The organism is Streptomyces sp. NPDC049040, assembly GCF_043197715.1.
Classification (GTDB): domain Bacteria; phylum Actinomycetota; class Actinomycetes; order Streptomycetales; family Streptomycetaceae; genus Actinacidiphila.
Genome location: NZ_JBICTO010000015.1, coordinates 132,507 through 157,098, shown reverse-complemented (window position 1 = coordinate 157,098; position 24,592 = coordinate 132,507). Strand labels below are relative to the sequence as shown.

The following is a 24,592-nucleotide window of genomic DNA, read 5'->3' as shown; positions in this document are numbered from 1 at the left end:
GGCGGGGGGGGGCCCGGGGGGCGGGGGGGGGGCCCGGCCCCCCGCCCCCCCCCCGGGGGGGGGGGGGGGGGCGGGGGGGGCGGGGGGGGGCCCCCCCCCCCCCGGGGCCCCGGCAGGCCGGGCGGTACCGACCGGCCTGCCGGTCAACCTGCGCGGCCGGCCTTGGCGTCCAGGACCACGGGGACCCGGGCCATGTCGTTGCCGATGAACGAGCGGTGCGGGGGCAGCTGCTCGGGGTCGACGCCGAGGGCGAGCCCGGGGAAGCGGTCGAAGAGCCGGGGAAGCGCGACCTCCGCCTCCAGCTTCGCGAGCGGGGCGCCGAGGCAGTAGTGGATGCCGTAGCCGAAGGCGAGGTGGCTCTTGTCCTCGCGGTCGATGTCGAAGGTCTCCGGGCTCCGGTGGATCCGCGGGTCGCGGCCGTGCGCGCCGAATCCGACGATGATGGCGTCGCCGGAGGCGATGACGACGCCCTCGCCGAGGTCGATGTCGGCCGTCGCGTACCGCAAGGGCATGTGCATGATCGGCGGGTGCAGGCGCAGCGTCTCGTCGATGACGTCCGCCCAGCGGCCCGGCTCGCGCTGCGCCGCGGCGAGCTGTTCCGGGTGGGCCAGCAGTTCCCGCACGGCGTGCCCGATCAGGGCCACGGCAGTCTCGCTGCCCGCGCCGATCATCAGGATGAGGGTGGAGATCAGCTCGGTCTCGCTGAGCCGGTCGCCGTCCTCCTCGTGCGCGTTCAGCAGCAGGCTGGTCATGTCGTCGCCCGGCTCGCGCCGCTTGGTCTCCAGCAGCGCGTACATGGCCGCGCCCATGTCGCGGCCGATCGCGGCGGCGGCCTCAGGGGTGACGTCCGTGGTGAGCACCCGGTCGATGACCCCGAGCATCGCGGGCCGCTGGTCGGCGGGCACACCGAACAGGTCGCAGATCAGCCGGGTGGGGACCTGGTAGGAGAAGTCGGCGCGCAGGTCGAACACCGTGCCGGGCGCACGCGATTCCCGGTCCTCGAGGCCGTCGAGCAGGTCGGTGACGATGCCTTCGAGCACCGGCCGCATGTCCTCGATCCGGCGAGGGGTGAACGCGCGGCCGATGAGCTGCTTGAGCCGCTGGTGGTCACCGGCGTCGGAGGTGAACATGCTCTTGACGTCGACCCACGTGTACAGCCACGGTATGGCGCCGGGGACGTAGCCGGGCCAGGACTTGCGGGCGTCCTTGGACACCGCGTCGTGGGAGAGCAGGCGCCTGATGACGTCGCCGCGGGTGACGGACCACGCCGACACCCCCTCGGGAAGCCGGACGCGGACGGCGGGACCGGCCGTGCGGAGTTCGTCCGCCTGCGCGTACAGGCGCTTGCCGCCTGCGCTGTCGAGCGTCACCTCGGTACTTGCGCTGGTCACTGTGTACCTCCTTCGGGTGCGGCAGCGGCCGCGATGGCCGCCGCGGACTTCGGGCGGAACGTCACGGGCATCGCGACGGGGCACTGGTGGAACGGGCCGTGCCGGAGCGGGACCTCCTCGTCCGTTACGGCCAGCTGCATGTCCCAGAGCTGGTCGAGCGCCGTCTCGATGCCGGTCTGGGCGATCACCGTGGCCTGGCTGACGGCGGGGCAGCGGTGCGGGCCCGCCGACCAGGCCAGGTGGGACCGGTTGTCGTAGCCGAGGTCGGCCGGCAGCGCGGGGTCGGTGTTCGCCGCGGCGTGGCTGACCAGGACGGGCGCGCCCGCCGGGACGGGGACGCCGTGCAGGCTGGTGTCCCTGCGGGCGTAGTGGACCGAGAAGTTCGCCATCGGGCTGCGCACCCACAGCGCCTTCTCCAGGGCGCGGCGCACGGTCACCGTGCCGGCCGCCAGCGAGCCGGCGTAGGAGTCGTCGCGCAGCAGCAGGTGCAGTGCCCAGCCGACCCATGCCGCGGTCGGGATGACACCGGCGCCGACCGCGCAGTACAGCTGGTGCAGCGTCTCCTCGTCGCTGAGCCCGGCGTCGTGGCCGAGCATCCAGGAGGTGAGGTCGTCGCCTGGCTCCTGGTGGCGCAGCCGGATCAGCTCGAAGAGCAGGCCGGCGAAGTCGATCGCGCCCTGGGCCGCGTCCGGGCTGGTGCTGATGAGGATCTGGCAGGAGCGGACCATCCGGGCGGCCATGTCGGAGGGGCAGCCCAGCAGTTCGGCGAACACCAGCAGGGGGAGGGTGTCGGCGAAGTCGGCCATCAGGTCGGCCCTGCCCTGCTCCGCGATGCGCGAGACCAGGGTGAGGGCGCTGCGGCGGGTGATCTCGCGCAGCCGGTGCGGGCTGATCCTGGCGATGCAGTCGTCCATGGCCGACCGCAGCCGCGCGTGCACCTCGTCGTCGGCGTAGAGCACCGAGGGACGCCAGCCCATCAGCGGCAGCACCGGGCTGTCCGCCGGGACCCGGCCGGATGCCAGGTCGCCCCACAGGCGGGAGTCCTTGGCGTACGTGGCGGGGTCGTTCAGCATGTCGACCGCGGCGCGGCGCGCGGTCACGACGAGAGCGTGCACCCCCGGGGCGATCTCCGCCCAGCCGGCCGGCCCCTGCTCCCGCAGCTGTTCGTAGACCTGCCGGGAGTGCGCGGCGAACGACTCGCCGTGGAGCACCGGGCATCCCCGGGCGGAGACCGGCAGTTCGGGGGCGGTGGTCATGAGGCAGGCTCCAGACTGGGGCGGGACAGCAGGTGGGAGACGAGCGCGATGAGCACGGTCCTGGCGGAGCCCGGCTCGCGGACGTCGCCGATCACCAGCGGCGTCCAGGGGTCCAGGTCGAGCGCGGCGCGCAGTTCGGCCTCGGTGTAGGCGGGGGAGTCGGGGAACGCGTTGACGGCGACGACGTAGGCGAGCCCGGCCTCCTCCAGCCGCGCCATGGCGTCCCAGGACTCGGCCACGCGCCGGGTGTCGACCAGCACGACCCCGCCGAGGGCGCCGTACATCAGGTCCTCGATCATCGCCGCGAACCGGGCCTGGCCCGGTGTGCCGAAAAGGTAGAGCACGATGTCGTCGGTCAGGGTGAGCCGCCCGAAGTCGTGGGCGACGGTGGTGGTGTCCTTGTCCTCCAGGCCGCGCAGGTCGTCCACGAGCTCGCCCGCCCGCGTGAGCCTCTCCTCGGTCGAGGCCGGCCTGATCTCCGAGACGGCGCCGACGAACGTCGTCTTGCCGACGGCGAACGGACCCATGACGACCAGCTTCACCGGGGTCACCCCGGGGTCGAGGTAATGGCCGTCAGAGCTGTTCGAGTGCATTCAGGATCCTCTCCAGCAGCGCCCTGTCGTGCTGCTGAGCGGCGGGCGCGGGGTTGCGGCAGATGAGGTGGCCGCTGTCGACGAGGCGCGCGGCCAGCACTTTCGTGACGGCGCCCGGCAGTTGGAGGTCGGCGCTGACCTCGGCCACCGACAGCGCTCCCGGCAGGCAGTGCTCCATCACCCGGTAGGCGTGCGGACCCAGGCCGAGCAGCGGCATGTCGCGGTCGGCGATCAGGATGGTGGCCAGGTCCAGGCTCCTGCGGGTCGGCACGGCATGCCCGTCCGCCGGGGTGTACGGCCGCACCATGCCGGTGCGGCGGCGGCCTCGGGGCGTCATGACGACACCGCCCCCGGTGCGGACGCCGCCCTCCTGCGCTCCCGGGCCGACAGCGCGTCCCGCAGCCCGTTGACCGCCTTGACCGTGGCCGCGGAGGCCACGGCCACCTGTGGGCTGGTCATCTCGGCGTCCACGGCCACCGCCAGCGCGGCGCCGTGGCCGGCGCTGAACACCAGGATGCAGTGCTCCGGCAGGTCGATGATGATCCGGCGCGGTGCGGTGCCCTCGATCGCGGCGAACTCGCTGATGCTCCTGCCGAGCGCGAAGGCGGCGCAGGCGTTGGCGGCCGTCCGCTCGGCCACCGCCCGCTCCAGCTCCGAGGTGGCCGCCAGGACCAGGCCGTCGGCGGAGAACAGCACCGCGTGCAGGACGCCCTTCTCCTTCTTCAGGTGCTCGAGCACCCAGCTCATGTCGTGGGTGTCGGCCGTGGGCTGCTGCTCAGTCATCGGGGTGCTCTCCTTCGGGGTGCTGGTCCTCGCCGTCGCGGATGGCCGCCGCCAAGCCGGCGAAGCCCTCGCTGAACGCCTCGGGGTCCTCTTGCGGTGCCGGTGCGCCGGTGCGGCCGCCCGCGGGCGCCGCAGGCCGCGACCGGTGCCGCCGCCGCTGCGGCAGTCCCCGGCCGCTCTCCGGCCGGGTCTGCGGCGCCGCGGGCAGGTCGCGGACCGGTACGCCCATCGCGCTGCGTGCCGTCTGGCGCTCCGCCGCCTGCTCCTCCTGCGTGGGTCCGGCGCCGAGGAGTTCGCGCGGCACGTGCAGGACGGCGCGGACCCCGCCGTAGGGCGAGGTGGAGCTGACGTCCACGCGGAAGTCGTACGCGGCCGTCAGCCGGCCGATCACCGGGAAGCCCAGGCTCAGGGTGTCCGGCACGCTGGTGACGTCGAGCACGGTGTGCTTCGAGAGCAGCCGCTCGGCCTGGGCGCGCTGCTGCGGGCTCATGTTCAGCCCGCTGTCGTCCACCAGGACGCACCAGCCGGTCTGCGTCTGCTGCACCTCCACGAGGACCTTGCCGTCGGAGTACGAGGTGGCGTTGGACAGCAGCTCGGTGAGCGCGATGGTGACCGGTTCGACGACCCGCCCCTCCACCCAGACGCCGCCGGTGCTCGGCTCGTGGGTGTAGTGGACGCGCAGGTAAGGGTCGATCCGGCCGCGGGCGGACTCCACGATCTCCGCGAACGTGCAGTCGGCCCGCTGCAGTCCGGGCCAGGAGCCGGCCAGGATGCGCAGCCGCTGGAGGGTGTGGACGGAGCGGGTGAGCGGGTGGTCCACGTTCATCAGGCCCTGCTGGAAGGCCGTGGCCTCGGGGACCTTGTCCATCTCGTCGATGACGGCCATCTGGCAGCGGACCAGGTACGTCTGGGCCTCGTCGACGAGGTCGCGCACGGTGGAGCGGGCCGCGAGGCCGATGGTCTCCCGGGTGAGCCCTATCGCCTCGGAGCACAGGTCGAGCACGGCCTGGTGCTGCTCGTCGACGGGCGTGCCCTTCAGCGCCTCGTCGGCGAGTCCCGGCACGGTGACCCCGCGGTGGCCGCGTGCCGCGGTGTCCACAAGAGCCGGCAGGCGCACCCGGGCGAGGTGCCGGATCTCGGCCGCGAGGGCCGCGGCCTGCTGCTCCGCGGCGCGGACGCGCCTGTTCAGGGCGCCGGCCCTGGCGTCCGCGGCCCGCTCCGCCGCGTGGACGCGGTCCGCCAGCTCACCGGCCCGTGCGACCGCGGTCCTTTTGGCGCGGGTCTGCGCGACGAGGCCGGCCGCCGTGGCGGCGAGACCGCCGCCCAGCAGCGTGGCAGTGGTCACCAGGGGCTCGATCATGTGGGGTCCTTGTACGGCGTGGTCGGCGGGAGGGCGGGGTGGGCCGGACGTGCGGGGGCGGGTCCGGCCTCTCCGCCACCCCCGCACCGCCGGCGTGGGTGACCGGGGGCCAAGCGGACGGCGGTCGGGCCGGGGACGCGGAAATGAGCACGGAATCATGACAGGGGCGCACACGGTGGAGGTCCGAGCAGGTGAGTGTCGATTTGCGGACCGTTGAGTGCGCGTATCCCTGCCCGCAGGCCGTGTTCGGGATTTCGATCACGCACGATACCACCCTCGGCAGGGTTGCGGACTTCCCGTAAATGGAAGATGTCATACCCGTTTGCCTGTGAAATCAAGTGAATCAACGGAAGCGCGGAAGTGCGCGGAGGTCAGGGCAACCATGCCCCCCGGAGGCCAGGCGCGGCAAGGGTGTCACCCGCCAGGCGGCGCTCCGGAATTCGGCCACTCCTGGCCGGTTGTCGACCCTGAATCGCGGATTCCGGCGGCCGGCGGACCTGACCCGCCCCGTAATAGGGGAGGACTTCCACGAGGGCATGGGTGAATGCGCGTGGAGGCGTGCGTGAATGCCCGGATCGTGCACCGGCCATATCATTTACCGGCGGAGTGGGGAGGCGGATGCGCGTGAAATTCGCCGGGCCTTTTCCGAGTCTGCTCCCGCCTGCCGGCGGGATTCCCGCGGGCAGGCTTTCTACGAGCGGGCCGGATGGAGGCCGGGGCCGGTCACCGCCCGGCCCGCCGCGGTCAGCAGGACGTCCTGCAGGACACGGGCGGCGCGGGGCGGGGCGACGTCGCTGCGGTGCGCGAGGGCCACGGTCCTGCGCAGCCCCGGGCGCGCCAGCGGCGTCACCCGCAGCCCGTGGCCCGCGCGGGTGGCGACCGTGGCCGGCACCACCCCGATGCCGAGGCCCGCCCGGACGAAGCCGAGCACCGCGTCCATCTCGCCGCCCTCGACGGTGAAGTACGGCTCGAATCCCGCCGCCCTGCAGGCCGCGAGCGTCAGGTCGCGCAGGTCGTAGCCGTGCCGGAACATCACCATCGGCCGCCCTTCGAGATCGGCGATCCGCAGGGGCGAGGCCGGTGCCTCGTCGTCGGCCGACGAGACCGCCACCAGGTCCTCCTGGAAGAGTTCGACCGTGGTCAGCGCGGGCGAAGGGCTCGGCAGCGGCAGCACCACAAGCGCCAGGTCGAGCGCCCCGCGGGCCAGGTGGCGCACGAGGTCGTGCGAGCCGCCCTCCTCGACGATCAGCCGGATCGCCGGGTGCCGGTCGTGGAAGGTGCGCAGCACGTCGGGCAGCAGTCCGGTCGCCAGGCTCGGCGGGGCGCCGAGCCGCACCCGGCCGCGGCGCAGCTGCGCGAGCTCCAGCACCTCGTGCCGTGCGGTGTCGGCGTCGGCCAGGATCCGCCGGGCCAGGGGCAGCAGCGCCTCACCGGCGTCGGTGAGCGTGATGTTGCCGCGCGCCCTGCTGAACAGCGCGGCCCCCAGCTCCTTCTCCAGTGCCCTGATCTGCTGGGACAGCGACGGCTGCGACACGTGGACCGACTCGGCGGCCCGGGTGAAGTGCCGGGCGTCCGCCACGGCCACGAAGTACGCCAGCTGCTGGAACTGCATGGTGCCAGGGTACCTCGTCCATAGGAACCGCCTATGGAGTCCAGGTCGATCATGTCTTGGACCACTGGTCATCCCCGGCCGTAGCGTCGTGTCCATGGCACTGGCAACACGGATGGACCGGCGGCCGTCCGCGGTCCGTACGGTCTGGGGATCGACCGTCGGCAAGAAGGCGGTCATGGCGGTGAGCGGCCTGGTGATGCTGCTCTACCTGGTCGTCCACATGTTCGGCAACCTCAAGATCTTCTTCGGCCCCGGCACGTTCGACGGCTACGCACACTGGCTGCGCACCATCGGCGAGCCGTTCCTGCACTACGAGTGGGCGCTGTGGATCATCAGGGTCGGCCTGGTCGCGGCGGTGGTGGCGCACGGCGTCTGCGCCTACCAGCTCAGCCGGCGCGACCTTCGCTCCCGGCCGGTCGGCTACGTGCACACCCGGGCCCGCAGCAGCTACGCGACCCGCACGATGCGCTGGGGCGGGGTGATCCTCGCCCTGTTCATCGTCTGGCACCTCCTCGACCTGACCACCGGTACGGTCCAGCGCGGCTTCGTGCCAGGCCACCCGTACCACAACGTGGTGGCCGCCTTCCACGACTGGTGGAACAACGTCTTCTACATCGCCGCGATGCTCGCCCTCGGCCTGCACATCAGGCACGGATTCTGGAGCGCCGCCCAGACTCTCGGTGCCGGCAGCGCCACCCGCGACCGGGTGCTGAAGGGCACCGCCAACGCCCTGGCGCTGGTGCTGACGGCCGGCTTCGTCGCCGTCCCCGTCGGTGTCATGACCGGGCTTGTGAGCTGAACGAGCCGAGTGAGCCGAGGGAACCGACACATGACCGACTACATCCGCTACTCCACCGGCGAACCGCTGGCCGACACCAAGGCGCCGCAGGGACCGATCGAAGCGCGGTGGGACACCCGCCGCTTCACCGCGAAGCTCGTCAACCCCGCCAACCGCCGCAAGCACACCGTGATCATCGTCGGCACCGGCCTCGCCGGCGGCTCCGCGGGCGCCACGCTCGCCGAACAGGGCTACCACGTCGTCCAGTTCTGCTATCAGGACTCCCCGCGCCGCGCCCACTCCATCGCCGCACAGGGCGGCATCAACGCCGCCAAGAACTACCGCAACGACGGCGACTCGATCCACCGGCTGTTCTACGACACCGTCAAGGGCGGCGACTTCCGCTCCCGTGAGTCCAACGTCCACCGCCTCGCGCAGATCTCGGTCGAGATCATCGACCAGTGCGTGGCCCAGGGCGTGCCCTTCGCCCGCGAGTACGGCGGCCTGCTCGACACCCGCTCCTTCGGCGGCGTCCAGGTCTCCCGCACCTTCTACGCCCGCGGCCAGACCGGGCAGCAGTTGCTGCTCGGTGCCTACCAGGCGCTGTCCCGGCAGATCGCGGCAGGCAACGTCGAACTGCACGCCCGCACCGAGATGCTCGACCTGCTCGTCATCGACGGCCGCGCCCGCGGCATCGTCGCCCGGGACCTGGTCAGCGGCGAGATCTCGACCCACATCGCCGACGCCGTGGTGCTCGCCTCGGGCGGCTACGGCAACGTCTTCCACCTGTCGACCAACGCCATGAACTCCAACGCGACCGCGATCTGGCGGGCCCACCGCCGCGGCGCGCACTTCGCCAACCCCTGCTTCACCCAGATCCACCCCACCTGCATCCCGCGCACCGGCGACCATCAGTCCAAGCTCACCTTGATGAGCGAGTCGCTGCGCAACGACGGCCGGATCTGGGTCCCCAAGGCGAAGGGCGACACCCGCCCCGCCGCCGCGATCCCCGAGGACGAGCGCGACTACTACCTGGAGCGCGTCTACCCGGCCTTCGGCAACCTCGTGCCCCGCGACATCGCCTCCCGCGCGGCCAAGAACGTCTGCGACGAGGGCCGCGGCGTCGGACCCGGCGGCCAGGGCGTCTACCTCGACTTCGCCGACGCCATCGCCCGGCTCGGCCGCAAGGCCGTCGAGGAGAAGTACGGCAACCTCTTCGAGATGTACGAGCGGATCACCGCGGAGGACCCCTACGAGGTCCCGATGCGGATCTACCCGGCCGTGCACTACACGATGGGCGGCCTGTGGGTGGACTACGACCTCCAGACCACCGTCCCCGGCCTCTTCGCGATCGGCGAGGCCAACTTCTCCGACCACGGGGCCAACCGGCTCGGCGCGTCCGCCCTCATGCAGGGCCTGGCCGACGGCTACTTCGTGCTGCCCGCCACCGTCAACGACTACCTCGCCCGGCACCCGCAGCACGACACCCCGGGACCCGAACACCCCGCGGTGGCCGCCGTGCTGGCCGAGACCAGGGAGCGGCTGCACCGGCTGGTCGGCGTCGACGGCGACCGCAGCGCCGACTCCTTCCACCGCGAGATCGGCGAGCTGATGTGGGAGTTCTGCGGCATGGCGCGCAACGAGGAGGGCCTGCGCAAGGCGCTCGACCGCATCCCGCAGATCCGCGAGGAGTTCTGGCGGCGCATCAAGGTCCCCGGCACGGAAGGCGAGTTCAACCAGTCCCTGGAGCGGGCCAACCGCATCGTGGACTACCTCGAACTCGCCGAGCTGATGTGCCTCGACGCCCTGCACCGCACCGAGTCCTGCGGCGGCCACTTCCGCGAGGAGTCGCAGACCCCCGAGGGCGAGGCCGCCCGCAGGGACGAGGACTTCTCCTACGCCGCCGCATGGGAGTTCACCGGCACCGGCCACCCACCCGTACTGCACCGCGAGGAACTCGCCTTCGAGTACGTCCACCCCACCCAGCGGAGCTACGCATGAAGCTCACCCTGCGCATCTGGCGCCAGCACGACACCGACGCGCCCGGCGGCATGGTCGGTTACGAGATCGACGGCATCTCGCCCGACATGTCGTTCCTGGAGATGCTCGACACCCTCAACGAACGCCTCACCGTCGAGGGCGAGGACCCCGTGGCCTTCGACCACGACTGCCGGGAGGGCATCTGCGGCGCGTGCAGCCTGGTGATCAACGGCGAGGCGCACGGCCCCGAGCGCACCACCAGCTGCCAGCTGCACATGCGGTCCTTCCGCGACGGCGACACCATCGACGTCGAACCCTGGCGTGCCGCGGCCTTCCCCGTGGTGCGCGACCTGGTCGTCGACCGGGCCGCCTTCGACCGGATCATCCAGTCAGGCGGCTACGTCAGCGTCCCCACCGGCTCCGCGCCGGAGGCGCACGCCACCCCGGTGCCCAAGGCCGCCGCAGACAGCGCCTTCGAGCACGCCGAGTGCATCGGCTGCGGCGCCTGCGTGGCCGCCTGCCCCAACGGCTCCGCGATGCTCTTCACCTCGGCGAAGGTCAACCACCTCAACGTGCTGCCGCAGGGCGCGCCGGAGCGCGAGACCCGGGTGCTCGACATGGTCGCGCAGATGGACGCCGAGGGCTTCGGCGGCTGCACCCTGACCGGCGAGTGCGCGACCGCCTGCCCGAAGGGCATTCCGCTCACCTCGATCACCGCCATGAACAAGGAGTGGCTGCGCGCGGCCCGGAAGGTCCCCAGGAGCTGAGAAACCCCGGCTGCCTCGCCAGGCAGGCCGGTCGGCCCCCCGGCCGGGCCGGCGTGCGCGCGGGGGAGCGCGTCCCCACCTGCCGGGCGCGCCCCCGGCCGCGCAAGCTGCCGTTCGCGGTGGCTGCCACCGCGAAATGCGGTTGCCCGCCGCGGCGCCGCTCTGCTGTAGTCGGCAGGTCAGCCGCAGCCGAACAGGGAGCAGTGATCATGCGCGGTCCCGTCATGCCCGCCCAGACAGGAACACCCACCTATCTCGAGGACATGACCGGCTGTGCCTTCGCTCAACCTCGGCATTCTCGCGCACATCGACGCAGGTAAGACCAGCCTCACCGAACGGCTGCTGTACTCCGCAGGGGTGATCGACACGATCGGCAGCGTCGACCGGGGCAGCACGCTGACCGACTCCCTCGCGCTGGAGAAGCAGCGCGGCATCACCATCAAGTCCGCCGTGGTCTCCTTCACCCTCGGCGGCACCACCGTCAACCTCATCGACACCCCGGGCCACCCCGACTTCATCGCGGAGGTCGAGCGGGTGCTCGGCGTGCTGGACGGCGCGGTGCTCGTGGTCTCGGCCGTCGAAGGCGTCCAGCCGCAGACCGCCGTCCTGATGCGGACGCTGCGCCGGCTGCGTATCCCGACCCTGGTCTTCGTCAACAAGCTCGACCGCCGCGGCGCCGACCTGGACCGCACGCTGGCCGGCGTCGCCGCCCGGCTCACCCCCGACATCGTCCCGCTGGCCTCCGCCTCCGCGCAGGGCACCAAGGGCGCCGCCGCCGTCCCGTACACCGGGGCCGACGCCGGCTTCACCGCCCGGCTGACCGAAGTGCTGGCGGGCCACGACGACGACCTGCTCGCCGCCTGGGTGCGCGACGGCGGCGCCGCCCTGCCCCACCCGCTGCTGCGGCGCGCGCTGGCCCGGCAGACCGGGCGGGCACTGGTGCACCCCGTGTACGCAGGCTCGGCCGTCACCGGCGCGGGCATGGAGGCGCTGGTCGACGGCATCGCAGAACTGCTGCCGCGCTCGGGCGGCGACCCCGCGGGACCGCTGTCCGGCACCGTGTTCAAGATCGAGCGCGGCCCCGCGGGCGAGCGGATCGCCTACCTCCGGCTGGCCTCGGGCACGCTGCACGTCCGCGACCGGCCGCCGGTCCACCGCGACGGCGCCGCCGTCGGCGAGGGCCGGATCAGCGCGATCAGCGTCTTCGACCACGGTACGGACGCGCCGGCGCCGACGGCCGCGGCCGGCCGGATCGCCCGGGTGTGGGGCCTGGGCGAGGTGCGGATCGGCGACACCGTCGGGGAGGGGGCACCGGAGCGCGGCGCCGCCCACCACTTCGCGCCGCCCAGCCTGGAGACCGTGGTCCGCGCCCGCAGGGCCGCCGACCGGGGCGCCCTGCACAGCGCGCTCGGCCAGCTCGCGGAGCAGGACCCGCTGATCGGCCTGCGGCGGGACGAGGATCGCGGGGAGATCGCCGTCTCCCTCTACGGCGAGGTGCAGAAGGAGGTCATCCAGGCGACGCTGGCGGACGACTACGGCGTGGACGTCGACTTCCGGGAGACGACCACCATCCACATCGAGCGGGTCACCGGCACCGGGGCAGCGGTGGAGTTCAACAAGAAGGACCCCAACCCCTTCCTGGCCACTGTGGGCCTGCGCGTGGACCCGGCGCCGCCCGGCAGCGGCGTCGCCTTCCGCCGCGAGGTCGAACTCGGTTCGCTGCCCTACGCGTTCTTCGTCGCCGTCGAGGAGACGGCGGCGGCCACGCTGGCGCAGGGGCTGCACGGATGGCAGGTCACCGACTGCACCGTCACCATGACGCACTCGGGCTACAGCGCCCGGCAGAGCCACGCGCACGCCGTCTTCGACAAGAGCATGTCGAGCACCTCGGGCGACTTCCGCAACCTCACCCCGATGGTGCTGATGGAAGCGCTGCGGCGGGCCGGCACCCGGGTGCACGAGCCGATGCACCGCTTCCGGATCGAGCTGCCGGCCGACACGCTCGGCGCGGTCCTGCCCGTGCTGTCCCGGCTGCGCGGGGTGCCCCGCAGCCCGGCTCCGGCCGGGCCCGGCGGCTATCTGCTGGAGGGCGACATCCCGGCCGCCCGCGTGCACGACCTCGAACGGCAACTGCCCACCCTGACGCGGGGCGAGGGCGCCCTCGACACGGTCTTCGACCACTGGGCGCCGGTCCGCGGCGAGATCCCGGTACGCCCCCGCAGCGGCCCCGACCCGCTCGACCGCAAGGAGTACCTGCTCCAGGTGCAGCGCCGGCTGGGGGCGACCCCGGCCGGCGCCACGGCGGGCCGTGCTTGACGCTCCTCGGACGATCTGCCTACGGTCGACAGGGCCGCCCATACACGTACGGAGATGCCATGGAACGCACCGTCAAGACCCCGGGCCCCGACCACCCCATCACCGTCGAGGCCAACCCCTCGCGAGTCGTCGTGCGGGCCGGCGGCAGGGTCGTCGCCGACACCACGCGCGCGCTGACCCTGCGCGAGGCGTCCTATCCGCCGGTGCAGTACATCCCGCTCGCGGACGTGGAGCCCAGCGCCCTGGAGTCCACCGACAGCAGGACCTACTGCCCGTACAAAGGCGACGCCTCGTACTTCTCGCTGGTCACCGCCGACGGCACGGTCGCCGACGCGGTGTGGACGTACGACAAGCCCTACGACGCCGTCGCCGGGATCGCAGGGCACGTGGCCTTCTACCCGCAGCACGTGGAAGTGGCCGACGCCTGACCCTGCCGGGCGTGCGGCCCGCCCGCCGTGCCGCACGCCCGCCGATGAATTCCCCCGGACGCCGGTGTCTGTATTGACGAGGCATCACCGGCAACCGAGGAGACATCATGTCCGTCAAGGAGCAGGCGGGAACCACCGCCGTCGTCACCGGCGTGGGGCGCGGCTTCGGCCGGGCCACCGCCGCCGCCTTCGTCAGTGCCGGAGCGCGGGTCGTGGGGCTGGGCCGGGACGTGGAGGTGCTGGAGAAGCTGCGCGCGGAGCTGGGCGACGCATTCCTGCCGGTGCGGGGCGACGCCGCCGACCCCGACCTGGCCACCGAGCTGCTGCGGCGCCACACACCGGCGACCGTGGTCCTCAGCGCGGGCGCGGCGCCGGTCATGCGGCCCGTCCAGGACCACACCTGGGACACCTTCCGGGCGAACTGGGAGGTCGACGTGCGGCAGGTCTTCCACTGGGTGCGGGCGGCCCTGCTGATGCCGCTGCCGCCCGGCAGCACGGTCGTGGCCTTCTCCAGCGGTGCCGCCCTGCGCGGCTCCCCGCTCAGCGGCGGCTACGCGGGAGCCAAGGCCACCGTGCGCTTCCTGTCCGAATACGCCGCCGCCGAGTCGCGGCGGCACGCGCTCGGCATCCGCTTCCGCGCCGTCCTGCCTGCGCTGTCCCCGACCACCGACCTCGGCACCGAGGCGGCGGCCGCCTACGCCGCCTACCAGGGCGTCGCCGCCGACGCCTTCGTAAGGGCGATGGGCCCGCTGCTCACCCCGGAGAAGGTCGGCGAGGTGATGGTGGCGCTGGCCGCGGACCCGGCGCGGGACCAGGCGCAGGACGCCGTGTCGTACACGCTCTCGGCCGGCGGGCTGCAACCGGTGTGACGCCGGCGCCGCGGCGCCGGAATGACGCACCGCGATGACTTTCCGGCTCGGGCCGGGTCTCTACTTGCGGAGGGACCCCCCGAGCACCCGGAGACATCAGTGAACACGTCGAGTGGCCGGAAGCCCGCCGAGGCGGCGTCGCGGGACAGCGACGCCTTCCTGCGGCGGGCCGCCGAATTCCGGCCGGAACTGCTGGCCCACTGCTACCGGATGCTGGGCTCGGTGCACGACGCGGAGGACCTGGTCCAGGAGACCTACCTGCGGGCCTGGCGCGGCTACGGCACCTTCGAGGGCCGCTCCTCGCTGCGCTACTGGCTCTACCGGATCGCCACCAGCGCCTGCCTGACCGCGCTCCAGCACAGCAGCAGGCGCTTCGTGCCCGCGGGCCTCGGCGCCGCGAGCGACGACCCCGGGGCGCCGCTCGACCCGGCGGGAGCCGAGATCCCCTGGGTCCAGCCGATGCCCGACGGGCCGGCCGACCCCGCCGCGGTGGTGGCCGAACGCGGCAGCGTGCGGCTGGCGTTGATCGTCGCGCTGCAGCAACTGCCGCCCAGGCAGCGGGCCGTACTGATCCTCCGCGACGTGCTGGCCTGGCGTGCCGCCGAGGTGGCCGAGCTGCTCGACACCACCCCCGCCGCGGTCAACAGTGCGCTCCAGCGCGCCCGGGTCCAGCTGGAGCACGCCGCCGCCACCGAGGACGGCGTCCAGGACTCGCTCGACGCGCACGGCCGCGCCCTGGTCGACCGGTTCGCCAGGGCCTTCGAGGACGCCGACGTCGCGGCGCTTGCGCGACTGCTGCGCGACGACGTGCGGCTGGAGATGCCGCCGGACCCGGTGTGGTTCGCCGGCCGGTCGGTGGTGCTCGGCTTCCTCGCCGACCGGGTCTTCCCGATCGCCGGCGACCAGCGGCTGCTGGGGACCACCGCCAACGACGGCCAGCCGGCGCTTGCGACGTACTGGCGCGAAGCCGACGGCCGCTTCCGCCCGCACGCCCTCCAGGTGCTGACCCTGCGCGGGCACCGGGTGAGCCGGATCATCGCCTTCCGCGACACGACGTACTTCGCCGCTTTCGGGCTGCCCACGGAACTGGACCAGGACACGCCGCGGGCGCCCGCCTGGCTGGGACCAGCGGCCCCGACCGCGCCGGCGCTGCTGCGATGACCGGCCCTGACGGCGCGCTGCCGCTGCTCGAACAGGCCGTCGACTACGGGCTCGGCTGCGTCGACCGGGTGCCGCCCGGCGGGCTGCTGCTGCCCACGCCCTGCACGGGCTGGGACCTGGACGCCCTGCTGTGCCATCTGTACGAGTCGGTGTGCGCCCTCCGCGAGGCATCGGAGTCCGGCGAGGTCGCCCTGCTGCCCGCCGAGCCGCCGCCCGCCGACCCGGTCGCCGCCGTACGCCGCGGTGCACGCGACCTGCTGGACAGCTGGCGCGACCGGGCGGTGCGGCCGGGCCGCGAGCCCGCCGAGGTGACGGTCGGCGGCATGCCGTTGCCCGGCGGCACCGTTGCCCTCATCGCCGCGGTCGAACTCGCCGTGCACGGCTGGGACATCGCCCGGTCCTGCGGCACCCCGCGCCCCATCCCGGTGCCGCTGGCCCGGGCGATACTGCGCCGGGCCCCGCTGTTCACGGAAGGGGCCGGGCACGCGGCGCTTTTCGCCCCGCCGGTGCCGGTCTCACCGCTGGCCTGCCCCGGGGACCGGCTGGTCGCCCTGCTCGGCAGGACCCCGTGCGGCGACGCGGCGGCGGAGCCCGGGTAGACCGCGGGCCGGGACGCGCGACCGAGGAGACCGCCGCAGCACCGTCCTGGTGCTGCGGCGGTCTCCTCGACTGCGCGGCCCGCGCGCCCGCCTCAGACCTTCTCGGTCTGCGGGGCGGCGGCGACCGTACCTGCGCCATGCGCCCGGGCCGCGTCCTCCTGCCGCTTGCCCGGCGCCAGCAGGGCGATCCCGGCACCGATCACCGCCGCGGCGGCCGCGACGAACTCGGCGGCCCGGAAGCCGTCCATGAAGGAGGCGGGGGTCCGGTAGCCGCCGTGCGCGGCGAAGACCGCCACCAGCACCGCGACGCCGAAGACACCGCCCGCCTCGCGGACGGTGTTGTTGGTGCCCGCGGCCACACCCGCGTCCTCCAGCGGCACCGAGCCGACCACCGCGTTCGCCACCGTCGGGAAGGTCATCGAGATGCCGACGCCGGCGACGACCAGCGGCACGACGAGCTTCCCGTAACCGGCATCAGTCGACGAGACCAGCCCGAGCCACAGCAGCCCGGCGCCTTGGAGGAGCAGGCCCGCGACCATGAAGGGCCGGTTGCCGAACCGGTCGGAGAGCACTCCCGCGAGCGGTGCCACCAGCATCGGCATGCCCGTCCACACCAGGAGCCGAAGACCGGTCTGCAACGGGTCGTATCCGAGGCCGAGCTGGAACATCTGGGCGATCATGAACAGCGAGCCGATCAGCGAGAAGAGCATGAAGAAGGCGACCCCGTTGGCAGCGGAGAAGCCGCGGTTGCGGAAGTACCGCAGCGGCAGCATCGGATACCGCGCCCTGCCCTGCCACACCAGGAACCCCGTCATCAGGGCCGCGCCGACGGCCAGCGCGCCGATCACCTGCGGGTCGCCCCAACCGATGGACGGCGCCCGGACCGGCGCCCACACCAGCGCGAACAGCGCGGCACTCACCAGCGCCACACCGACCAGGTCGAGTTGCGGGCGCGTACCGCGGCTGTCCTGGAGCATCACCATGCACAGCACCATGACCGCGGCGCCCACCGGCACGTTGATCCAGAAGATCCACTGCCAGGCGACGTCCTGGATGATCAGCCCGCCGAGCACCGGCCCCGCCGCGACCCCGAGGCCCGTGATGGCGCCCCAGATCCCGATCGCGGCGCCCCGCTTCTCCAGCGGGAAGGCATTGCTGATCAGGGTGAGGGTCAGCGGCAGCACCAGCGCCGCGCCCGCGCCCTGGACGACCCTGGCGGCGATCAGCGCGGACGACGATCCGGCCGTCGCGCAGGCGATGGACGACAGCGTGAAGACACCCACCCCCAGCACGTACATGTTCCGCCGCCCGAAGCGGTCACCCAGCGCCGCACCCGTCAGCATCAGGCAGGCGAACACCAGGTTGTAGCCGTTCACCGTCCATTCCAGGTCGGCCAGGCTCGCGTGCAGATGGGTCCGCAGCGTCGGCAGGGCGGTCGAGACGACCACCACGTCGAGCGAGGTGAGGAACGCCCCCAGCGATGCCAGGACGAGCGTCCACGCCGTCCGCGGGGACGCGGGCGGTTCCGTGCGTGTTGTCACCTGAAAAACCTCCAGTCCGGCCCCGGCCGACAGCCGGCGGCACCCGTGGGCGGCCCTGTCCCCGCCGTCCCGGGCGGCGCCGTCGAGGCGCTTCGCGGGGGAGGGGGCGGGCGTGGCCCTCGGGTATAAAGACCAGGGCGTTCGCGGAAAGTCATCGCGGACGGTCGCCGGCGGGCACACGCGCCACACCGGCCCGACGGGTCAGGCGGCCGTGCCGGGGCCCGCCGGGTCGGGGGCGCCGCCGGGCACGGGCCCGGTGGAGCCGCGCAGCACCAGCTGGGTGGCCAACTCGACGTGCAGCGCGTCCACCGTGTGGCGCTCCAGCAGCCGCATCAGCAGCGAGACCGCCATCCGCCCCATCTCCTCCAGGGGCTGGCGGACCGTGGTGAGCCGGGGAACCGTGCTGCGGCTCAGGTCGATGTCGTCGAAGCCGGTGATCGACAGGTCCTCCGGCACCCGCAGGCGGCGTTCGTACGCGGCCCGCAGCGCGCCGACCGCCGCCTTGTCGTTGAACGCCACGAGCGCGGTGGGCCGCAGCGGCAGGTCGAGGAGCTCGCAGGCCGCGTCGTAGCCCCAGTCGGCGGTGGGCTCGATGCTCCGCAGCAGTTCCGGGGAGGGCAGCACACCGGCGTCGGCCAGCGCGGAGGTGTGGCCGGCGAGCCGGGACCGGCTGGCCAGCCAGTCGCCCGGACCGCCGATCACCCCGATCCGCCGGTGGCCGAGGCCCACCAGATGGGCGCTCACATTGCGCGCGGCGGTGAGGTTGGCGGCCGAGACCGACGCGATGTTCTCCGGCAGCGGGGTGCGCGGGTCGACCACCACGAAAGGGAAGTCGGCGGCACGCAGCGCCTCCAGGTCCTTCTCCGGCTCGGGCGGCACGACCAGGATCGCCCCGGCGACGCCGGGGTCGCCCGGCAGGTCGCCCAGCACCTGCAGTTCACGGGCCGCGTCGCCGGCGCTCAGCAGCAACCGCCTGCCGTACAGGTCGAGCGTCTCGGCGATCGAGGAGACGATCACCCCGAAGTAGTCGCTGAGGACGTACGGGCAGCGTACGTAGATCGCACCGCCCGCGGTACCGCGCCTGGCCGGAGCGGGCGCCCCCAGCCGGGCCACCGCCCGGCGCACCAGCTCGCGGGTGTCGGGCGCGACGTTCGCCTGCCCGTTCATCACCCGGGAGACGGTCGCGATCGACACGCCCGCCTCAGCCGCGATGGCCCGGACCGTGGCCCTGGACCCCGGCTGCCTAGCCACGCGTTACACCGCACTGTTTCATGAGTACAGCCTAGCGCCGCTGATAAGGCAGTTGACATGGTCGGGGGGCAAGCGGTGTCCTTGATCTCCACCCGGTGCATCCGGGAAAACGTTACACACCGTTTCAGGCTGTCGGCGCGGGTGCCCGGGACCGGCCGGACCGCAGCTGCCGAGGGATCAGCTGCGGTCCGGCTCCGGGACCTTGCCGCCCTGCGCGATCCGCCGCGCCGGCGCGGTGTCCGGCGCCCGGCGCGACTGCCAGTGCCGCACGGCGTAGAGGGCGCCGCCCGCCAGCAGCCCCCAGAAGGCGCCGCTGACACCGAAGAAGGTCACCCCTGACACCGTGACCACCACGGTGACCACCGCGGCCTCCCGCTGCCCCGGGTCGGCCATCGCCGCGGTGAGCGAGCCGGCCAGCGCGCCCAGCAGCGCGAGGCCCGCCACCGCCTCGATGATGTGCGGCGGCGCCGCGTTGACCAGCGCGACCGCCGCGCCCGCGGCCAGGCCGAGCAGGATGTAGACACCCCCGGCGGTCACCGCCGCGCGGTAGCGCCTGCTCCGGTCGGGCCCCGCCTCGTCGCCCGCGCACAGGGCCGCGGTAATCGCCGCCAGGTTGACCGCGTGCCCGCCGAAGGGCGCGGACAGCAGGGAGAAGGCGCCCGTCCAGCCGAACAGCGGCCCGGGCTCCGGGTGGTAGCCGTTGGCACCGAGCACCGCGATGCCCGGGATGTTCTGCGAGGCCATGGTGACCACGTACAGCGGCAGCGCGATGCCGATCACGGCGGCGACGGTGAAGTGCGGTACGACCCCCACCGGGTGCGGCCACATCGGCCCCAGCTCCGCGGTCGTGATGTGGGTCGTGGTGGCGATCAGCACGACGGCCACCACCACGGCCGCCGGCACCGCGTAGACCTTGCGGACGCTGCCGACGACCGCCCAGGTCAGCACCACGGCAAGGCCGATGGCGGGGTCGGAGCGGACGGCCTGGGCCGGAGCCAGGCACAGCGGCAGCAGGATGCCCGCCAGCATCGCGTTCGCCAGCGGTGCCGGGATCGCGGACACCCAGCGGCCCAGCGGCCGCCACAGCCCGGAGACGACGATCAGCACTCCGGTGACCATGAACGCCCCCACCGCCACGGGGAACCCGCCGTGCGGTATCGCGGAGCCGGCCAGCAGCGCGCCACCCGGCGTCGACCACGCGATGCTGATCGGCAGCCGCGAGCGCAGGCTCAGCAGGATCGCGCAGACCCCCATCGCGAGCGACAGCGCCATCAGCCCGGACGCGGCCTGCGCGTGCGAGGCGCCCACTTTGGTCAGGCCTTCGAGGACGACGGCGAAGGAGCTGGCGAAGCCGACGAAGGCGGCGATGACACCGGCCGTCGCCGCCCGCCACATCCCGCCCGATCCCTCGCCCGCACCCTCCGCCGTGCCCACCGGTGCTGCAACGGCCACCAGAGCCCTCCGATCCGCCCCCCCCGGGCGACGTCCCCGGGCAATCCGCGCATCCTAAACCGCTGCCGCACTCCGGGGCTCGCGCATTTCGGGCCGGACGGGACCTGACGGGCGCCCGCCGCCGACCGTGCGGCGGCACCGGAACGGGCGGCGGCACGAGGGCCGTGCCGCCGCCGGATCGGGCCCGTCGGCGGGGGAGTTCAGTCCAGCAGGTCGCGGTAGGCCGGGCAGAGGTAGGTGATCGCGTCCCGGGCGTGCGCGATCTCGCCGTCCTCGACCGCCCGGCGGGCCGCCGCGCGGTCCTCGTCCTCGGTGGTGGCGATGCGCTCGCAGGCGGTCTGCCCGGCCTCGAGCACCGCCGCCGGGTCCATGCCCACCGGCACCTTGCCGACCAGGTAGTCCTTCTGCGGCTCGGTGAACGTGCCGGTGGCGGGGGTGAGCCGGGACTTGGGCACGGTCTTCGGCGCAGCCGCCTGCGTACCCTCCGCGGACGGCTCCGCGCTGCCGTCAGGGCCGACGCCGGGGGCGGAGGAGGCGGGGCGCTCGGCGGTGGCCGCCGGCGCGGACGCAGGACCCGCCTGCCGCGTATGGTTCCCGCCCCCGCCCCCGCTGCCGCAGCCGGTGAGCCCGGCCAGCAGCGCCGCGGTGGTGAGGACCAGCGCGGCGCCGCGGCGTCCCGGCCTCACGGCTGCCCGTAGGTCAGCGCGAGCTGCGGATGGCCCGAGGTCCCGGGCGCCTCGCGGGACCAGAACCACGCCGAGTCGGTGCCGGTCGCGGTCAGGGCGAGGTCGTAGGCGCCGCCGAGTGCCGCGGTGAGCTGGGCCGGGTCGAGGGACGCCGTGTAGTCGGTCTGCAGCGCCGCCGGCGCGGGGACCGTACCGATCACCGCCGGATCGAGCGCGGGCCTGGCCGTCCAGCTGACCCCCTCCTCGGTCCAGCCGTCGGTGACATGCTGCACGCTGATCGGGTCGGTGGAGTTCGCGACCGCGTCGGAGCTGGTGCGGACGGTCAGCTGCGCGCTCTTGAGCACCATCCCCTGGGGCGCGGCCGGCAGGTCGAAGCGCAGATAGGCGATGTACGCGGAGCTGCCGCGTACCGCCAGCTGCTGGTTGCCGCCGTAGGTGGTGCTCGGCGCACCGGCGTTGGCGTAGGAGTCCGCGCTGCTCTCGACGGTGAGCGTGGTCGAGGTGGGAGTGCCCGGGGTGGTCGCGCTCGCCGACGCCGACCGCGCGCTGGTGTTGCCCGCCGCGTCGCTCACCGCGACCTGGTAGGCGTAGGTCGTCCCCGGCTGGGTGCCGGTGTCGGACAGGCCGAGCGTGGGGCGGATCCAGAAGGTGGAATTCCCGCCGATGGTGGCGAGCCTGGCGCCGTTGCGGTAGACCGTGTAGGTCAGCGCCGAGTCGTCGAGGTCGAGGGAGGCCTGCCAGCCGATCCTGATACCGCCTCTGACCGTCGTCGCGGTGACCTGCTGCGGTACGGAGGGGCTGCGGGTGTCGGGGGTGTCGGCGAACCGGACCAGGCCCTGCTGCGGCCGGTTGCCGTTGCTGGCGATCCGGGTGAACTCGCCGCCCACCCACAGGTAGTCGGTGCCGCCCTCGGAGGCGGTGGTCAGCGCCCGCGGGCCGATCTGCTCGGTGCCTGCCGGGCCGTCGTCGGTGTCGGGGAACCAGCCGAGCAGCGGGCGGGGGTTGCCGACCGACTCGGCGAGCAGGTGCTGCCGGTCGTCCATCTGCGGGAACTGCCCCATGCTGGAGCAGTTGTGGGCGTGCGAGGCGCTGTAGAGCACCCCCTTGTACACCTGCACCGCCTGCGTCGCGCCCAGGCAGGTGTCGCGCCAGCGCTCGTTCAGGGTGCTGAAGTCCACCGCGATCCGGCCGTCGAAGCCGCCGGTGCCCTCGTTGCCCGTGTAGAAGCCGGTGGCGTCCGACGCCAGGTCCTGGACGGTCGACGTCGCCCCGATGAAGCCGGGGTACGTCCGCACGTTCGCCCCGGTCGTGGCGTCGACCACGGCCAGGGCGTGCGAGGCGGCGCCGTTGACGGTGTCGAAGTCGCCGCCGAGCACCACCTTCGAGCCGTCGGGGGTCACCAGCAGGGCCTTGCCGTTCTTGTCGGCGGCCGGGGCGAAGGACTTGAGCGCACCGGTGGTGTCGACGGCCGCGAAGTGCTGCCGGACCTGGCCGCCCGCGGAGGTGAAATTCCCGCCGAAGTAGACGGTGTCGGCTGTTGCGGTGATCCCGCGCACCTGCGCCGACACCGACACCTTGAAGTCGTCCCGCACCGTGCAGGTGGCGATGTCGATCGCCGCCAGGTTGCTGGACGGCGTCCCGTTCACCGCCCCGAACGTACCGCCCGCGTACAGCGTCGACTTGTCGGGCGACACCGCGAGCGCCCGCACCGTCGCGGTGCCGCTGCCGACGGTGAAGGACAGCCGGCAGGAGGTCGGCGCGCCGGAAGCGGCGTCGAAGGCCTGGAAGTTGAGCGCCGGCTGCTCGCCGGTGCCGGCGGCGGCCCCCGGCGGCCTGACCGAGGAGAACGTCCCCCCGGCGAAGACCACCCCGTCGGCCTGCGCCAGCGCCCAGACCACGCCGTTGGTCTGCCAGGTCGGCAGATCGTCCGCCGTCATCGCCACCGGCGCCGTCAGCGCCCGCGCCGGCCCCGCCGACGTGAACCCGACCATCGAGGCCGCCGCCAGTCCCAGCGCGACCACCCCCGCACTGCATCGCCTCATGTGCCCCCCTGCCCCCACCCGACCCGCGGCCGCCGAAGGGCCGCAACAGGTGGCAAGGTTAGCGCTCGCTGCCCTTTCGGGTACCGGACTCCGCTGTTCCGGCAGCACGCCTCCGGGCCGGGTACGCCGATGGCCGGTCACCGCCCTCCTCCTTTGTGCGGCTGGCGGTCGGGCGGCCCGGCCCAGGGGCACCACCCGCCCCGCAGGTCCGGGAGGGACCGCGTCGCCAGGGCGCGGCGGGCCCCCCGGGGACCGGGGCCGGCCCGCGCCGCCGGCTCAGGGTGTGGTGCGGGCCGGCAGCGGCTCCTCCCGCGGCTCGCCGTCGACCGGCTGCGGCGGGGCGGGGACGGGCCGGCGGCGCGGCACCCCCAGGGCGACCAGCACGCCGAGGAAGGCGTAGCCGGCGACCGCTGCCATCGCCGCGGTGAAGCCCGAGGTGAACCGCTCGGGGGATGCGTAGCCCCCGCGGCCGGAGAAGACGGCGACCGTGACGGCGACTCCGAAGACGCCGCCGAGGATCCGCAGCATCATGAACACCCCGGACGCCTGGCCGATCTCCCGCGGCCGCACCGCGCCGACGACCGCCCGCTGGGTCGCGGGCATCGCCATGGTCAGGCCGATGCCGCTGACGATCAGCGCCGGCAGCAGCGCGAGGTAGCTGGTATCCGTGTCCGCGACCAGGGCGATCCACGCCATCGCGGCGCTCTGCAGCAGCAGGCCGCCGATGACGAAGGGCCGCTCGCCGAAGGTGTCGGCCAGCCGGCCGGCGATCGGCGCGCACACCATCAGGGTCGCGGACCACGGCATCAGCCGCAGCCCGGCGCCCAGCGGACCGGCGCCGAGCACCGTCTGGAAGTACTGCGCCAGGAAGAACAGCGTGCCGTACAGCGAGGCGAAGAGCAGGAAATTCGCCGGGTTGGCCGTGGCGAAGGCCCTGGCACGGAAGAAGCGCATCGGCAGCATCGGTGCCTCGGTCCGCTGCTCCCAGCGCACGAAGGCCGCGACCAGCGCGGCACCGGCCGCCCACGAGCCCAGCACCTCCGCGCTGCCCCAGCCCGCCGAGTTGCCGCGGACCAGACCCCATACGAGGCCGAAGGCGCCGAGCGTCACCAGCACCACCCCGACGAGGTCGAATCGGTTGTTCGGGCCGACGCTCTCGTCGATGCGCCGTGCGGTGAGGACGGTGGTGACCAGGCCGACCGGCAGATTCAGCCAGAAGATCCACTGCCAGGCCAGCCCCTGGGCGATGACACCGCCGATGAAGGGGCCGCTGAAGGTCGCGAGCCCGGTGAAGCCCAGGTAGAGCCCCATCGCCCGGCCCAGCCGCCGCGCCGGGAAGGCCGCGCTGATCATGGTGAGCGACAGCGGCAGCACCATCGCCGCCCCCGCTCCCTGCAGTGCCCTGAAGGCGATCAGCGCGCCGATGTCGGACGACAGCGCGCAGGCCGCGGAGGCGGCGGTGAAGATCGCCAGCCCGCCGACGAAGATCCGCCGGCGGCCGAAGCGGTCGCCGAGTGCCGCTCCGGTCAGCAGCAGTACCGCGAACGCCAGGTTGTACGCGTTGACGACCCACTCGAGTGATTCGGTCGAGGCCGTCAGGTCCTGCCGGATCGTGGTGAGTGCCGTCGACACCACCATGCTGTCCATCGCCATCATGAACGACGCCACCGAGGCAAGGCCCAGCACCCATGCCTGTGCCGACGTCATCCGTCCCTTGTCGCTTTCCA

At 73.4% G+C, this 24,592-nt stretch carries 21 protein-coding genes; 8 read left to right on the top strand and 13 right to left on the bottom strand.

All coding sequences use genetic code 11. The features are described 5' to 3' along the window. Positions 1-143 precede the first annotated feature (143 nt). The 7 genes from ACGFMP_RS29300 to ACGFMP_RS29270 form a co-directional block, all read right to left on the bottom strand. The gene (locus ACGFMP_RS29300; RefSeq protein ID WP_393676045.1) at positions 144-1,391 is read right to left on the bottom strand and encodes a cytochrome P450; all 1,248 of its coding nucleotides are present in this window, start codon (positions 1,389-1,391) and stop codon (positions 144-146) included. Continuing rightward, entirely contained in the window at positions 1,388-2,647 is a 1,260-nt protein-coding gene (locus tag ACGFMP_RS29295; protein WP_393676044.1) for a cytochrome P450, read from the bottom strand. Before ACGFMP_RS29295 ends, ACGFMP_RS29300 begins: the two co-directional genes overlap by 4 nt. Beyond that, a complete protein-coding gene (locus ACGFMP_RS29290) occupies positions 2,644-3,240 on the bottom strand; it encodes an ATP/GTP-binding protein (protein ID WP_393676043.1) in 597 nt (198 codons plus the stop codon). Before ACGFMP_RS29290 ends, ACGFMP_RS29295 begins: the two co-directional genes overlap by 4 nt. After that, positions 3,221-3,577 (bottom strand): DUF742 domain-containing protein, encoded by a 357-nt coding sequence (locus ACGFMP_RS29285; protein WP_393676042.1) that lies wholly within the window; start codon positions 3,575-3,577, stop codon positions 3,221-3,223. The genes ACGFMP_RS29290 and ACGFMP_RS29285 overlap by 20 nt, the downstream gene beginning before the upstream one ends. Next, entirely contained in the window at positions 3,574-4,023 is a 450-nt protein-coding gene (locus ACGFMP_RS29280; RefSeq protein WP_393676041.1) for a roadblock/LC7 domain-containing protein, read from the bottom strand. The genes ACGFMP_RS29285 and ACGFMP_RS29280 overlap by 4 nt, the downstream gene beginning before the upstream one ends. Continuing rightward, positions 4,016-5,383, bottom strand: a complete 1,368-nt coding sequence (locus tag ACGFMP_RS29275) for a histidine kinase (RefSeq protein WP_393676040.1) — start codon at positions 5,381-5,383, stop codon at positions 4,016-4,018. The genes ACGFMP_RS29280 and ACGFMP_RS29275 overlap by 8 nt, the downstream gene beginning before the upstream one ends. Before the next feature lie 691 nt (positions 5,384-6,074). Continuing rightward, positions 6,075-6,995: a LysR family transcriptional regulator gene (locus ACGFMP_RS29270; protein WP_393676039.1), complete on the bottom strand. Its 921-nt coding sequence runs from the start codon at positions 6,993-6,995 to the stop codon at positions 6,075-6,077. A 94-nt stretch (positions 6,996-7,089) separates the two neighbouring features. On the opposite strand from ACGFMP_RS29270, the gene ACGFMP_RS29265 reads away from it, so the two are divergent. From ACGFMP_RS29265 to ACGFMP_RS29230, 8 genes are all read left to right on the top strand, one after another. Further along, on the top strand, positions 7,090-7,794 hold the full coding sequence (locus tag ACGFMP_RS29265; RefSeq protein ID WP_393676038.1) for a succinate dehydrogenase cytochrome b subunit: 705 nt from the start codon (positions 7,090-7,092) through the stop codon (positions 7,792-7,794). A gap of 30 nt (positions 7,795-7,824) precedes the next feature. Beyond that, entirely contained in the window at positions 7,825-9,774 is a 1,950-nt protein-coding gene (locus ACGFMP_RS29260; RefSeq protein WP_393676037.1) for a fumarate reductase/succinate dehydrogenase flavoprotein subunit, read from the top strand. Further along, positions 9,771-10,520, top strand: coding sequence for a succinate dehydrogenase/fumarate reductase iron-sulfur subunit (locus tag ACGFMP_RS29255; protein ID WP_393676036.1), 750 nt, complete (start codon positions 9,771-9,773; stop codon positions 10,518-10,520). The genes ACGFMP_RS29260 and ACGFMP_RS29255 overlap by 4 nt, the downstream gene beginning before the upstream one ends. Positions 10,521-10,793: 273 nt before the next feature. Next, entirely contained in the window at positions 10,794-12,836 is a 2,043-nt protein-coding gene (locus tag ACGFMP_RS29250; protein WP_393676035.1) for a GTP-binding protein, read from the top strand. A gap of 59 nt (positions 12,837-12,895) precedes the next feature. Next, positions 12,896-13,264: a DUF427 domain-containing protein gene (locus tag ACGFMP_RS29245; protein WP_393676034.1), complete on the top strand. Its 369-nt coding sequence runs from the start codon at positions 12,896-12,898 to the stop codon at positions 13,262-13,264. A gap of 107 nt (positions 13,265-13,371) precedes the next feature. Beyond that, complete coding sequence (locus tag ACGFMP_RS29240; RefSeq protein ID WP_393676033.1) at positions 13,372-14,133, top strand: SDR family oxidoreductase; 762 nt, start codon at positions 13,372-13,374, stop codon at positions 14,131-14,133. A gap of 99 nt (positions 14,134-14,232) precedes the next feature. After that, positions 14,233-15,294 (top strand): sigma-70 family RNA polymerase sigma factor, encoded by a 1,062-nt coding sequence (locus ACGFMP_RS29235; RefSeq protein ID WP_393676032.1) that lies wholly within the window; start codon positions 14,233-14,235, stop codon positions 15,292-15,294. Then, positions 15,291-15,893, top strand: a complete 603-nt coding sequence (locus tag ACGFMP_RS29230) for a TIGR03086 family metal-binding protein (protein WP_393676031.1) — start codon at positions 15,291-15,293, stop codon at positions 15,891-15,893. Before ACGFMP_RS29235 ends, ACGFMP_RS29230 begins: the two co-directional genes overlap by 4 nt. Before the next feature lie 92 nt (positions 15,894-15,985). On the opposite strand, the gene ACGFMP_RS29225 is transcribed toward ACGFMP_RS29230, so the two are convergent. The 6 genes from ACGFMP_RS29225 to ACGFMP_RS29200 form a co-directional block, all read right to left on the bottom strand. Then, positions 15,986-17,434 carry an MFS transporter gene (locus tag ACGFMP_RS29225; RefSeq protein ID WP_393676030.1) on the bottom strand — a complete coding sequence of 483 codons (1,449 nt, stop codon included), beginning with the start codon at positions 17,432-17,434 and terminating at the stop codon, positions 15,986-15,988. A gap of 201 nt (positions 17,435-17,635) precedes the next feature. Next, positions 17,636-18,685 (bottom strand): LacI family DNA-binding transcriptional regulator, encoded by a 1,050-nt coding sequence (locus ACGFMP_RS29220; RefSeq protein ID WP_393676029.1) that lies wholly within the window; start codon positions 18,683-18,685, stop codon positions 17,636-17,638. Between the two features lie 177 nt (positions 18,686-18,862). After that, the gene (locus tag ACGFMP_RS29215) at positions 18,863-20,137 is read right to left on the bottom strand and encodes a benzoate/H(+) symporter BenE family transporter (protein ID WP_393676028.1); all 1,275 of its coding nucleotides are present in this window, start codon (positions 20,135-20,137) and stop codon (positions 18,863-18,865) included. Positions 20,138-20,337: 200 nt separating this feature from the next. Further along, positions 20,338-20,823 carry a hypothetical protein gene (locus ACGFMP_RS29210; protein ID WP_393676027.1) on the bottom strand — a complete coding sequence of 162 codons (486 nt, stop codon included), beginning with the start codon at positions 20,821-20,823 and terminating at the stop codon, positions 20,338-20,340. Next, a complete protein-coding gene (locus ACGFMP_RS29205; RefSeq protein ID WP_393676026.1) occupies positions 20,820-22,865 on the bottom strand; it encodes a DNRLRE domain-containing protein in 2,046 nt (681 codons plus the stop codon). The genes ACGFMP_RS29210 and ACGFMP_RS29205 overlap by 4 nt, the downstream gene beginning before the upstream one ends. 276 nt (positions 22,866-23,141) lie before the next feature. Beyond that, positions 23,142-24,572 carry an MFS transporter gene (locus ACGFMP_RS29200; protein WP_393676025.1) on the bottom strand — a complete coding sequence of 477 codons (1,431 nt, stop codon included), beginning with the start codon at positions 24,570-24,572 and terminating at the stop codon, positions 23,142-23,144. Positions 24,573-24,592: the final 20 nt, after the last annotated feature.

Coding starts and splice junctions, on each gene's coding strand:
- ACGFMP_RS29295 (WP_393676044.1), bottom strand. CDS start 2,647: ATGACCACCGCCCCCGAACTGCCGGTCTCCGCCCGGGGATGCCCGGTG.
- ACGFMP_RS29290 (WP_393676043.1), bottom strand. CDS start 3,240: ATGCACTCGAACAGCTCTGACGGCCATTACCTCGACCCCGGGGTGACC.
- ACGFMP_RS29285 (WP_393676042.1), bottom strand. CDS start 3,577: ATGACGCCCCGAGGCCGCCGCCGCACCGGCATGGTGCGGCCGTACACC.
- ACGFMP_RS29280 (WP_393676041.1), bottom strand. CDS start 4,023: ATGACTGAGCAGCAGCCCACGGCCGACACCCACGACATGAGCTGGGTG.
- ACGFMP_RS29275 (WP_393676040.1), bottom strand. CDS start 5,383: ATGATCGAGCCCCTGGTGACCACTGCCACGCTGCTGGGCGGCGGTCTC.
- ACGFMP_RS29270 (WP_393676039.1), bottom strand. CDS start 6,995: ATGCAGTTCCAGCAGCTGGCGTACTTCGTGGCCGTGGCGGACGCCCGG.
- ACGFMP_RS29265 (WP_393676038.1), top strand. CDS start 7,090: ATGGCACTGGCAACACGGATGGACCGGCGGCCGTCCGCGGTCCGTACG.
- ACGFMP_RS29260 (WP_393676037.1), top strand. CDS start 7,825: ATGACCGACTACATCCGCTACTCCACCGGCGAACCGCTGGCCGACACC.
- ACGFMP_RS29255 (WP_393676036.1), top strand. CDS start 9,771: ATGAAGCTCACCCTGCGCATCTGGCGCCAGCACGACACCGACGCGCCC.
- ACGFMP_RS29245 (WP_393676034.1), top strand. CDS start 12,896: ATGGAACGCACCGTCAAGACCCCGGGCCCCGACCACCCCATCACCGTC.
- ACGFMP_RS29240 (WP_393676033.1), top strand. CDS start 13,372: ATGTCCGTCAAGGAGCAGGCGGGAACCACCGCCGTCGTCACCGGCGTG.
- ACGFMP_RS29230 (WP_393676031.1), top strand. CDS start 15,291: ATGACCGGCCCTGACGGCGCGCTGCCGCTGCTCGAACAGGCCGTCGAC.
- ACGFMP_RS29205 (WP_393676026.1), bottom strand. CDS start 22,865: ATGAGGCGATGCAGTGCGGGGGTGGTCGCGCTGGGACTGGCGGCGGCC.
- ACGFMP_RS29200 (WP_393676025.1), bottom strand. CDS start 24,572: ATGACGTCGGCACAGGCATGGGTGCTGGGCCTTGCCTCGGTGGCGTCG.